The organism is Agromyces sp. MMS24-K17, from assembly GCF_043950245.1.
Classification (GTDB): Bacteria; Actinomycetota; Actinomycetes; order Actinomycetales; family Microbacteriaceae; genus Agromyces.
The window spans coordinates 2,591,783-2,604,275 of sequence record NZ_CP171640.1 but is presented as its reverse complement, the minus strand read 5'-3'; the positions used below and the strand labels follow the sequence as shown (position 1 = coordinate 2,604,275).

The 12,493-nt window shown below is 73.2% G+C and carries 6 protein-coding genes; all 6 read right to left on the bottom strand.

Translation table 11 applies throughout. The features are described 5' to 3' along the window. Position 1: 1 nt before the first annotated feature. Entirely contained in the window at positions 2 to 1,495 is a 1,494-nt protein-coding gene (gene leuC / locus ACGGZK_RS11835) for a 3-isopropylmalate dehydratase large subunit (RefSeq protein ID WP_395242856.1), read from the bottom strand. 146 nt (positions 1,496 to 1,641) lie between these two features. Then, positions 1,642 to 2,406, bottom strand: coding sequence for an FHA domain-containing protein (locus ACGGZK_RS11830; RefSeq protein WP_395242855.1), 765 nt, complete (start codon positions 2,404 to 2,406; stop codon positions 1,642 to 1,644). A 9-nt stretch (positions 2,407 to 2,415) separates the two neighbouring features. After that, complete coding sequence (locus ACGGZK_RS11825; RefSeq protein WP_395242854.1) at positions 2,416 to 4,716, bottom strand: transglutaminase family protein; 2,301 nt, start codon at positions 4,714 to 4,716, stop codon at positions 2,416 to 2,418. Beyond that, complete coding sequence (locus ACGGZK_RS11820; RefSeq protein ID WP_395242853.1) at positions 4,713 to 6,011, bottom strand: DUF58 domain-containing protein; 1,299 nt, start codon at positions 6,009 to 6,011, stop codon at positions 4,713 to 4,715. The genes ACGGZK_RS11825 and ACGGZK_RS11820 overlap by 4 nt, the downstream gene beginning before the upstream one ends. Continuing rightward, positions 6,008 to 6,976: an AAA family ATPase gene (locus ACGGZK_RS11815; protein ID WP_395242852.1), complete on the bottom strand. Its 969-nt coding sequence runs from the start codon at positions 6,974 to 6,976 to the stop codon at positions 6,008 to 6,010. The genes ACGGZK_RS11820 and ACGGZK_RS11815 overlap by 4 nt, the downstream gene beginning before the upstream one ends. A gap of 46 nt (positions 6,977 to 7,022) precedes the next feature. Continuing rightward, positions 7,023 to 12,398 (bottom strand): Ig-like domain-containing protein, encoded by a 5,376-nt coding sequence (locus ACGGZK_RS11810; RefSeq protein WP_395242851.1) that lies wholly within the window; start codon positions 12,396 to 12,398, stop codon positions 7,023 to 7,025. Positions 12,399 to 12,493: the final 95 nt, after the last annotated feature.

The window sequence follows — 12,493 nt, the reverse complement described above, 5'->3', positions numbered from 1 at the left end:
GTCAGCGGCCTTCCTCGGTCTGCGCGGCGCCGGCGGGGACCAGGCCGTCCTGCTCCAGGTCCCACGGGCTCGACAGCGTGCCGCGGATCGCGGTCGCCGCGGCGACCAGCGGCGACACCAGGTGGGTGCGGCCGCCCTTGCCCTGACGGCCCTCGAAGTTGCGGTTCGACGTGGACGCGCAGCGCTCCCCCGGCGCGAGCTGGTCGGGGTTCATGCCGAGGCACATCGAGCAGCCCGCGAAGCGCCACTCGGCGCCGAACTCGCGGAACACCTCGTCGAGGCCCTCGGCCTCGGCCTCCAGGCGCACCCGGGCGGAGCCCGGGACCACCATGACGCGGACGCCGTCGGCCTTCTTGCGGCCCTTGACGATCGACGCGAAGGCGCGCAGGTCCTCGATGCGGCTGTTCGTGCAGGAGCCCATGAACACGGCGTCGACGTGCACGTCCTTCAGCGGCGTGCCGGCGGCCAGGTCCATGTACTCCAGCGCCCGCTCGGCGGCGGCGCGCTCGTGCTGGTCCTCGATCGACGCCGGGTCGGGCACCCGCTCGCTCAGCGAGACGCCCTGCCCGGGGTTGGTGCCCCAGGTCACGAACGGCTCGAGCGCGTCGGCGTCGATGGACACCTCGGCGTCGAACTCGGCGCCCTCGTCGGTCGCGAGGGTGCGCCAGTACGCGACGGCGGCCTCCCAGTCGTCGCCCTGCGGCGCGTGCGCCCGGCCCTCGAGGTACGCGAAGGTCGTGTCATCCGGTGCGACCATGCCGGCGCGCGCGCCCGCCTCGATCGACATGTTGCAGATCGTCATGCGGCCGTCCATCGACAGCGAGCGGATGGCGCTGCCGCGGTACTCCAGGACGTAGCCCTGGCCGCCGCCGGTGCCGATCTTCGCGATCACGGCGAGGATGATGTCCTTCGCGGTGACGCCAGGGCGCAGCGTGCCCTCGACGTTGATCGCCATGGTCTTGAACGGCTTCAGCGGCAGCGTCTGCGTGGCGAGCACGTGCTCGACCTCGCTCGTGCCGATGCCGAACGCCATCGCGCCGAAGGCGCCGTGCGTCGACGTGTGGCTGTCGCCGCACACCACGGTGATGCCCGGCTGGGTGAGGCCCAGCTGCGGACCCACGACGTGCACGATGCCCTGCTCCTTGTCGCCGAGCGAGTGCAGGCGGATGCCGAACTCGGCGGCGTTGCGGCGCAGCGTCTCGATCTGGGTGCGGCTCGTCAGGTCGGCGATCGGCTTGTCGATGTCGAGCGTCGGGGTGTTGTGGTCCTCCGTCGCGATCGTCAGGTCGGGGCGACGGACGGGCCGGCCGGCCATCCGCAGGCCGTCGAAGGCCTGGGGGCTCGTGACCTCGTGCACCAGGTGCAGGTCGATGTAGATGAGGTCGGGGGTGCCGTCCTCACCCTTCTTCACCAGGTGGGCGTCCCAGACCTTCTCGGCCAGGGTGCGCGGACGACCCTCGGTGCGCGGACGACTCTGGGCAGTGGGTTCGTTCATTGACTTCGCTTCCTCAACATCTGCGGTCAGCCGACGACGGACTCCGCGACGGGGACCGGCTTCTAGAACGAAGCCCCGCCGCGGCACCGAAGCAGAAGTCGTGGCGCACGCACCTGTTCAGGGTACACCGCCGCTCGGACCGGTCGTCACCGCGCGACGGGTGCGGGCCCCTCCACCGCGAGCTCGAAGCGCCCGAGCTCGAGCACGGATCCGGGCTCGACGTGCGCCGAGGTGCCGGCCGCCAGGTCGAGCACGTCGCCGTTCGGGCGGCGGATCCGCACGCCGTTCGTCGAGTTCGCATCGGCGACGAGCAGCGCGCCGTCGACGGGCTCGACGATCGCGTGCACCTTCGACACGGTGCGGGCCGGATCGTGCAGCGGCACCACGACCGTGCCCGGTGCGTAGTCGTCGGCCGAGGGCGCCCGGCCGAGCACCACGCGCCCCGCCACGACGATCTCGCCGCCGACGGAGGTGCGCAGGCGCCAGGCGGGCACCGCGCGCGGCGCGGGCTGGGCGGGCGGATACCCCGCACCGGCGCCGAACGTCGGGATCGGCGTGGGCGCCGTCACCGGGGCCGGGGAGAGGTTCGGAGGCGCCGGCGCCGACGCGGCGGGAGCCGCGGGCGCGGGCGCGGGCGGCGCGGGAGGCGCAGCGGGCGGTGCGGGGGCGGCATGGGTCGGGTCGAGCTGCGGCGGCGCGGGCGGGCGGGTGAGCGCGGGCGGATGCCCCGGGCCGGGCGGCAGCGGGGCGGGCGGCAGCGGGGCGGCGGGCACCGCGATCGGCGCCCGCCCAAGGGTCTGGTTCAGCGCGGCGAGGCGCGTGGTCGACTCCGGCGCCGGCTCCTTGGGGCGCGGGGGCTCCGCGTCCGGGAGCAACCCGGGGGGAGGGACGATGAACTCCGGCTCTGCCACGCCACCACTCTACGAGCGACGGCGACGCCGCCGGAACCGGTATCGGGCGACGAGCCGTCGCGCCCGGCCGGCGGTCGACGCGATCGCCGCGGCGACGGCGTCGGCCTCGGTCCACCGCTGCGTCACGGTCGCGTCCGTCACCTCCAGCCCGTCGAACACCTCGCGGTCCACCGTCACCGCCAGCTGCGCGAGGCTCACCGGGCGGCCGTCGACGACGGGCGCGAGTCCCTGCTCGTCGAGCTGCCGTTCGAGCACCTGCGCCGCCTGCAGGCGCGAGGCGCGCTCGGGCGGCTCGAGGCCGAGCTCGGCGCTGCGGTCGAGCAACTCCTCCCAGGCGCCGGCCACGCTGCGGTCGTTCGCGTCGCCGCGCCGGCGGGAGCGGCGCCGGCGCTTCAGCAGCGACACGGCGAGCATCGGCAGGAACACGATGGCCAGCGGCACCAGGAGCGACCCGGCGGCGATCCAGACCCACTCCGGGATCCGGAAGGGGCGATCGCGGTCGTCGTCCTCGGTGTCGTCGATCTCGACCGTGGTCAGCAGGTCGTCCTCCGCGCGCTCCGCCCGGGGCGGCTGCCGCACCTGCGGCTGCGGCTCGCTCTTCGGCTTCGGGGTCTGCTCCTGCGGCACGTCGACCTGGTCGGGGGTCGGGCGGAACGAGATCCAGCCGACCCCCTCGAACGGCACCTCGACCCAGGCGGTGACCTGCGAGCCGAGCACCTCGACCTCGTCGGAGGCGGAGTCGACCTCGGGGGCGAAGCCCATGACGACGCGCGCCGGGTACCCGAGGTGGCGAGCCATGAGCGCCATCGCCGACGCGTACTGCTCCTCGTCGCCGATCATCTCGGACCGCGTGAACAGCTCGACGAGGCGGTCGGCGCCGTGCCCGGCGCGCGAGGCGATCGCGTCGGACGCGAGCCCGTGGCTGAGGAACCCGTTCGTCTTCAGTGCGGTCTCGATCGCCCGGAGCTGCTCGATCGCGCTCGTGGCATCCCCCGCGTACTCGTCGGCCTTCGCGTCGACGACGTCGGGCACGTTCTGCACCGGTCCGCCGTCGACGCGGGCGACGGGCACGTCGACGAGCTGCGAGGTGTCGGGCTCCCGCTGCACGCGGGCGCGCAACTCGTAGCGGGCGCCGTCCGCGACGCCGCTCGTGAGCACGGCGGTGCCCGCGTCGGCGTTGTAGCGCACGTCGCCGGCGCGTTCGCTGCTGCCGCGATCGACGAGCGTGAGCTGCTCGCCGTAGCCGACGGTCGGCAGCCACACGTCGTCGTAGCCCGTGACCTCCACGGTGACGTCGCGCTCGCTGCCGAGGTCGGCGAGGGAGGGCTGCGGCAGGGTCTCCCCCACGATCGCGTAGCCGCCGTCGGCGACGGCCGACTCCGGGCCGGCGACGTTCCAGAGCCGCCCCGAGTACGCGTCCATGGTGGCCAGCCGGATGGTGTCGCCCGGCTCGAGGCCGGAGACCGTGAACAGCGGCTCCTCGGCGAGGTCCTTCGTGTACTTCCGGAACCCGGCGAGCGGGCTCGAGAACTCGCGCGCGTCGAACGGCGGCACGATTTCGTCGCGCAGCACGTAGCGGTCGGTCGACACCGGCGCCCAGGCGAGGCCGGCGACGACGCCGAGCACGACCGCACCGCCGACGACCGCGGACGAGCCCGCGAGTCGGCGGCCGAGCGGACGCGGGGCGCCGCCGTGCTCGACGTCGACGGCCGCGCCCCGGCGCCAGGCCAGCCAGACCAGCGCGATCGCCGCGAACGCGACGCCGCGGAGCGCGGCGAGGTACGACTCGTCGGTGCCGAGCAGGATGCCCGACAGGTAGAGCACCACCGGGCCGACGAGCAGGACCGCGGCCCGCAGCACCGTGCGCCGCTTCGGCAGCCACCGGAGCACGAGCAGGCCGCCGACGAGCGACACCAGCCAGGTCGCCACGTACGGCACGGCGGCCACGTAGTACGGCGCCTCGACGGGCGTGCCGATCGTCACGATGTCGGCCCAGCCGAACACCGCGCCGGCCGCCAGCCCGGCGAGCGACGCGAGGCTCGGCAGCACGACCGCGATGCCCTGGGCCGGCATGGTGAACGGGGTGCCGAGCAGGAAGTAGGCGGCGAGCCCCAGCAGCACGGTCGGCAGCACCGGGAGGCGCAGGAGGGTGCCGGCCACCGCCGAGGCGGTGCCGACGAGCAGCCCGCCGACGGCGGCGAGCAGGAAGTTCAGGTCGCCGAAGCTCGTCTCGTAGCCGGCCACGGCCACGAGGCTCAGCACGTTGAGCACGACGAGGTCGACGACGCTCGTCAGGGGGATGCGCCTCACGGTCGGACCTTCCTCACGACGGCGGCGAGCTCGCCGAGGTCGCCGACGGTCGCGACCGGGCTGCCGCCCACCTTGCCGATCCGGGCGTCCGAGCCCGCGTGGGCACGGAACGCGAGGAACTGCACGTCCGACGACAACGACGCGGCGACCGCCCGCACCTCGGCGAGCGGCAGGCGCGAGCCGACCACGGCGATGACGACGCTCGCCGCCGGCAGCCGGCGCGACGCGTCGCGCGCGAACTCGCGCAGCGACGACGGCGCGGCGGATGCCTCGATCCGGCTCGCGTCGTCGAGGAGGCTCGTCGCCGTCGACGTGCGGAGCTGGCGGGACTCGGTCTGGGCGGCCATCTCGGTGCCGTCGCGCACGACCTGGACCCCGAGCGACGCGAAGATCGACACGCCGAGTTCGAACTCGTCCTCGTCTGCGTAGTGCGAGGCATCCGTCGACAGCAGCAGCAGGAGCTGCGAGCGCCGGGTCTCCTCGTACTGGCGCACCATGAGCTGCCCGGTGCGGGCGGAGCTGCGCCAGTGGACGTTGCGGAGCGGGTCGCCCGGCTCGTAGTTCCGCAGCGCGTGGAACGAGATGTCGTGGTCGGTGATCGTGGAGGTGACCTCGCCCTCGAGGTCGCGCACGAGGCCCGCCGCCGACGGCTTCAACCGTGCCGTGCGCGGGTGGACGAAGAGCTCCACCGGATCGCTCCAGCGCACCGTGCGCCGCAGCAGTCCCAGCTCGTCGCCGCGCACCGACACCGCCGGCCCCGCGACGATCACCGCGCGACGCTGCGTCGGCACGGCGAAGAGTTCCTCGTGCTGCGCCGACGGGGCGAGCTGCGGGATGCGGAACTCGGCGAGGCCCCTGCCGACCGGCAGCTCCATGCGTGCGGGGACCGACGCCGTCGTCCCGTCGTTCACGACGAGGAGCCGGCCGAGCGCACGCTCGCCCGCGACGACCCGACGCGGCTGGAGCTCGACCTCGACGCGGTAGCGCACCCGGCCGAACACGAACGGGATCGCCAGCAGCATCGCACCGAGCAGGGTCGCGCCGACGAACGCGAACTCGACCCAGCCGAGGGCGAGCGCGATCGCGCCGGCGACCACGGCCGCAGCCAAGACGAGGCATCCGATCGTGGAGACGACGCCCGTGACCGGCTCGACCGTCGCCGCGACCCGCCGCCCGGCGTGCGCGAGGCCCGCCCCGGCGGACTGCGCCGTGCGCGCCGCGGAGCGGGAGACGGTCCGGAGCGCGTACCAGCCCTGCGAGGGGCGCCGCGGCCGGAGCCGGTCGGCCGCCGTCATGCCGCCCGGTAGGCCGGCGGCGCGACGTCGGTCAGCGCGCGCTCGACGATGTCCTGCGCGGTCGTGCCCGTGAACTCCGCCTCGGGGTCGACGATGATGCGGTGCGCGAGCACCGGCACCGCCAGCTCGCGGACGTCGTCGGGCGTGGCGTACGTGCGGCCCTGGGAGATCGCCCACGTCTTCACCGCTCGGGCGAGTGCGAGCGCGCCGCGCATGCTGACGCCGAGCGCCGCGTCGGGGTGCTCGCGCGTCGCGGAGACGAGCTGGTTGAGGTACGACAGCACCGCCGGGTCGACGTAGACCTCGGAGGCGAGCTTGGCCATCGCGGTGATCGACGCCGACGCGATGATCGGCGTGACGCCGGCGGCGCGGGCGCGGTTCGCCGAGTCGATGAGGAGGGCGACGGCGGTGTCGTGATCGGGGTAGCCGAGCGACGTCTTGATGAGGAAGCGGTCGAGCTGCGCCTCGGGCAGCGAGTAGGTGCCGGCCTGCTCAACCGGGTTCTGCGTCGCGATCACCATGAAGGGCGGCTCGACCTCGTAGCCGACGCCGTCGACCGTGACGCGGCCCTCCTCCATGACCTCGAGCAGCGCCGACTGCGTCTTCGGGCTGGCGCGGTTGATCTCGTCGGCGAGCACGATCGACGCGAAGATCGGGCCGCGGTGGAACTCGAACCGGCCCTTGCCCTGGTCGTAGATCGTGACGCCCGTGACATCCGAGGGCAGCAGGTCCGGCGTGAACTGGATGCGCGAGTGCGTGCCGTCGAGGGTGTTCGCGAGCGCCTTCGCGAGCACCGTCTTGCCCGTGCCCGGGAAGTCCTCGAGCAGGACGTGCCCGTCGGAGAGGAACGCCGTGAGCACGAGCGCGATGACGTCGCGCTTGCCGAGGATCGCCTGGTCGATGTTGTCGACCAGCCGGCCGAAGGCGTCGTGGAACCACTGCGCCTGCTCTTGGGTCACGGGCATGGATGCTGCTCCTTGGTCGATCGGTCGAGGTGGTGGCGCACTCGGGTCACCACGTGTTGTAGGCCATGTTGTTCCACGTCGTCGCGCTGATCGCGCCGAGCGAGACCGAGGTGCCGCCGCTGACGTTCTCGAAGCGGACCGCGATGGTCTCGCTCGCGGAGCGACGGCCGAGGTGGTTCTGCAGCTGGATCTGGCCGGAGGCGCCGATCACGATGGTCTGCTGGTAGCTGCAGCACGACCCGCCGTTGACGGTCGCGAACACGCGGTAGGTGCCCGGGTCCATGTCCTGGAAGGTGATGCGGACCTCGGCGCAGCCGCCGCCGCCGCTGTCGCACGAGCGGCTCGGGCCCTTGCCGATCCGGCCGGAGGGGCTGGGCGGCGGCGGGTCGGAGACGGTGATGCGCGCCGTGGAGGTCGGGCCCTGCTTTCCGCCGCCGTTGACCGCGTAGACCTCGACGGTGTGGGTGCCGGCGCCGACGCCCGACCACGACTTCGCCGATGAGCTGCCGGTGTTCTCCCAACCGCCGCCGTCGATGCGGACGCGGTAGGTGATGCCGCCACCGCCGGTCTGCGACGGTGCGTTCCAGTCGGCGCGCACCGTCGTCGGCGCGTCGCCGCCCTTGGTGAGGCCGAGGCTCTGCACCGCGGTCGGCGTGCCCCACGGCGTGACGGCGTTCGACGCCTGCGACGCGCCGCTCGTGCCCTTCGCGTTCATCGCCTGCACGGTGAAGGTGTAGGCGGACCCGTTGTTCAGGCCGGTGATCGGCTGGGCGGTGCCCGCCGCCGAGGCGGCGAAGTTCTTGCTGCCGGTGCTGCCGCCACTCCAGGTGACGACGTAGCCGGTGATCGGCGAGTTGTTGTTCGCGGGCGCCGTCCAGGTCAGGCCGGCGCTCCCGTCGCCGGCGGTCGCGGTCGGCCGGGCCGGGGCATCCGGGATGTCGCGCACCACGACCGTCACGCGCCCCTGCACCTGGCGCAGCGGGTCCTTCGTGCCGTCCTCGATGCGGTAGATCACGCTGAGGGTGCCCGTGAACGCCGAGCCCGTGCGCACCGTGATGCCGGTCGCCGTGAACGAGACCGAGGCGTTCGACCCGACGCTCGACTGCTCGATGGCGGCCGCGACGACGCGCAGCGGCACGCCGTCCTGTGCGAACGGGTTGAAGTCGTTCGCGAGCACGTCGATCGCCCGCGACTGGGAACGGGTCATCTCGATCTCGCCGGTCGACGGGTCGGCGACCGCCCGAGGCAGCGCTCGGGTCGAGGACACGACCTTGATGTCGACGTACCCCGGCACCGTGAACTCGTTGAACGTGAGGTCGAAGGTGAGGCGCGTCGACGTGCCCGGCTGGACGCCGAGCGGCGCGGAGACCTGCAGCGTCGCGCCGTCGACGATGGTGGCCTGGATGTCGGCCGTCGTGCCCTTCAGGTTGCCGTAGGCGACCTTCTCGATGTTGTCCCGGTTGGGCTGGTCGGTCGACTGCCGCAGGTCGATCTCGATCGCCGCCTCGCCGGCCTCGATCGTCTCGGCCCGGGGGGTGAACGCCGGCGGCACGTCGTTGTAGCCGGGGTCGCCGACGGTGATGGGCAGCGTCAGCACGGCCTTGCGCCCGACGGGGTCGTCGGCGCTCGTGCCGTCGGTCACCTCGAACGTGAGGGTCGCCGGTCCGCGGTAGTCGGTCTCCGGCTGGAAGCGCAGCTCGGTGGAGCCGATGAACGGGTCGGAGCGTGCGTACGACGCCGAGGCCGACAGGATCGTCGCCGGCTGGCCCGACGGAACCTCCACCAGCTCGTCGACCTTCCACGACTTGCTGCCGTTCATCGGCACGATGATCTCGGGGAGGTCCTTCAGGTGCGGCGCGGGGAACTTCGCCCGCTCCTCGGCCTCGAGCTCCTCCTTGGTCTTCGGCCGCTGCGTCTCGGTGACGGGGACGTCGTCGGCGCCGGGCACCGGCGGCACGATCACGAACGCCATCGCCGAGAGGTCGTCGAGCTCGTTCGTGAGGCGGAACGCGACGGCGTACCGCTGGCGGCCCGGCTCGACGACGATGGTGCCGTCGGACGCCACCTCGGCGCGCCCGGCGTTCGGACCCTCGACCGTGACGGCGAGGTCCTCGACGAGGCCGCCCGGGTTGGTGGCGTCCTTCAGCGCGTCGACGACGATCGGCTCGCCGGCGACGACCTGCTCGGGCTCGATGACCTGGTCCTCCGCCGTCGGCGGGTCGATCACCGCGTCCTCGCTGACCGCGACCTGGAGGAAGGCGGAGTCGACGCCGCCGTGCCCGTTCGAGATCTCGTAGCGGATCGTGTACGCGCCCTCCTGCTCGGGCGCCGTGACGACGACGCGACGCAGGTCGCGGATCTCGGCCTCGATGCCCTCGTCGACCTCGGGCAGGTCGGACACGCGCAGCGAGTAGCCGCTCGGGTCGGTGTCGTTCAGCAGCACCTCGGCGCCGACCGTGCGGCCCGGCTTCATCTCGATCAGGTCGTCGACGGCGGTCGGCGGCAGCTGCACCGGCGGCCGCGGGATCACGCCGATGCGGATCGTGCCGGTCGCCGACGCGCCGAGCGCGTCCTGCACCTCGTAGGAGAAGGTGTCGGTGCCGCTCGTGCCGTCGAACGCCTCGTACGTGAACGACGTGCTCGTGCGGTCGATGATCCGCCCGAGGGTGGGCGCCGTGCCCATCTGGCGGATGATGACGGAGTCGCCGTCGGGGTCGATGCCGTCGAGCGGCACGTCGATCCGCACGGCCGACCCGGCGAAGGTGCGCGAGGTGAGCGGCGTCGGCACCGGCGGCCGGTTCTCGCCCTCGCGGCCGATGACCGTGATGGTGAGCGTCGCGCGCGCCTCCTGCTCGGCGTCGTCGGTGATCGCGTACGAGATCGTGCGCACGCCGGCCGCATCGGGCGCCTGGAAGCGCACCTTGTCGCCGTCGACGAACGCGAGGCCGTCGGATGCCCCGGTCTGGTCGAGGTCGGGGAGGAGGTGGAACGCGGCCGCGTCGGGGTGGTAGTCGTTCGCGAGCACGGGCACCGTCACGATGTCGCCGGCGCGCACGATCGCGGTGTCGTCCACGCCGACGGGCGGCTGGTGCTTGACGAGCGGCGGCACCGGTACGACGGTGACGGTCGCGGTCGCGGTGTTCATGCCGTCGGAGACGGTGTACTCGAACTGCAGCTGCTGGTCGATCGCGCCGGAGGCGCTGACCCGCACGACGGTGTTCGTGATGAGCTCGACGGAGACGAGTCCCTCGGTGGCGCGGTCGTCGACCGACTGCACGGCGAGCACCCGCCCCGAAGGCGAGACGTCGTTCGCGAGCACCGGCACGGTGACGGGTTCGCCCGGCCGCAGGTACGCCGTGTCCTTCACCGCGATCGGCGGTGGCGCGTCGGCGGGCGGCTCGACGACCTGCACGCGCACGAGCCCCTGGCTCACGTTCGCGCCGGCGCCCAGGTCGTAGAGGAAGATGTACTCCCCCGGCTCGATCGCCGAGAAGGTGAGCGTGCCGCGTTCGGCGTTCACGGCGAGGTTCGCGCCCGCGGGCGGCTCGGCCACGCCGAGGAGCTGGAGCGGCGCACCCGACGGGGTCAGGTCGTTCGCGAGCGGCTCGATGACGATCGGCTCGCCCGGGAACGCGCGGGCGTAGTCGGGTGTGCCGACCGGGTTCAGCGAGCCGGTGGTCTTCACGTCGACGGTGAACGTGCCGGTGGCGGTCGTGGTGCCGTCGGAGACCGTGTACGCGACCTCCTTCGTGCCGAGCTCGGCGGAGCGGTGCTCGAACGTGATGAACCCGTCGGGGCTGGTGCGCACCACGTCGCCGCTGCGCGGCGAGGCGTCGACGAGGAAGAGGTCGTCGCCGTCGGGGTCGCGCCAGTCGGCGAGCAGGTTGTACGAGATCTGCTGGCCCTGCTCGACGCTCACGGCGCCGTTCCGCTCGGCCTCGGGCGCCGAGTTCTCGGTGAGCGGCACGATGCGCAGGTTCACGGATGCCTCGGCGACGCCGCCGCGGCCGTCGTCGACGGCGTAGCGGAACGAGGTGGTCCCCACCGCGCCCTCGGCCGGCGTGAACTGCAGGGCACGCCCGCCGTCGATGACGTCGAGCACCCCGGCGGACTCCGACACCCCCGTGACGGTCGCGATGGTGAGCACGTCGCCGTCGGGATCGGTGTCGTTGGCGAGCACCTCGACGATCGTGGAGCGGCCCGGACGCACGCCGACGTCGTCGTCGCGCGCGGTCGGCGGGCGGTTCTGGTCGGTGCGCTCGGCGAGGGTGTCCTCGAACGTCTGCTGGGCGCTCTTCTCGTCGCCCTCGAGCTCGTCGGTCTCGTCGGGCGGCGTGACCTCCTCCCAGTTGTCGACCAGGCGGAGGTCGGAGTCGACCAGCCACGAGTCGCCGTTGGCGAGGTTGTTCAGCACGACGACGTCGCGGTTGACGCGGAACTCCAGGCGGCCGCCCGCCGTCGACTGGTCGAGGTCGACGCCCTTCGGCTCCTGGCCGTCGCACACCGCGAGGTAGCGGCCCGCGTCGGCCCACGCGGCGTGCGCGCAGCTGCCGACCCGTACCGGCGCGGCGACGCCCTGGGCCGACTCCGCGGCGAGGCCCTCGCTGGGGATCTCGCGCACGTCGCCGCCGCCAAGGGGCACGTCGAGCAGCGCGTCGGCGGTCGCGACGAGCGCCGAGCCGTGCTCGGGACCGGACTGCTGGAGCCGCAGTCCGTGCGCCGGGAGCTCGATCACCCGGTCGCCGACGAGGAGCCGGTCGCCGTCGGTGTCGAGCACGACGGCGCGCTCCCCGACCGCCGCGAGCTGGTGCGCCTCGAGCTTGCCGACCTCGGTCGTCGCGGTCGGCTCGTTCGCGCCGCGGCGGAACTCGAGCACCTCGCCCTCGGCCGGGTCGGTGACGAAGATCGTGCCCTCGGCGCTCACCGCGACCCGGGCGCCGTCGCCCACCTCGACGAGCGGATCGGTGCCGCGCCAGTCGAACGCGAGTTCACCGCCGGCCGGGATCGCCCACAGCTCGCCGTTCGGCGAGAGCACCGCGAGGGTCTCCCCGCCGTAGGCGACCGTCGACGCCGGCGGCACGTCGACCCGCTGGACGAGCGTCGTGAACGACGGGTCGATGCGCTCGATGGCGCCGCCGGCCGGGTCGTAGAGGAACGCGTCGTCGCCGTGCTGGAAGACGTCGACCTCGCTCGAGGAGGTCGCCACCGAGGCATCCAGCTCCTCGATCTGCCGGTTGAGCCGGCCGGCCAGCAGGTCCTCGGCGTTCGTCACCCAGACGTCGCGCACGCGCAGGTCGGGATCGGTCACCGGGAAGCCCTGGTGCAGCACCGCGATGGTCAGCGGAACGCCCGCGAGCACCGCGATCGCGACCGCCGAGGCGATCGACCGACGCGAACGAAGGCGAGAGGTGAAGGCCCCCATGCGTCTCCCCGGTCAGCGTCGTGTCGTCGTCTCGTCGTCTCGTCGTGTAGACGTGGACACGAGTCGGCTCTCGGCGTCGCCGGGCCGAGGTCGAA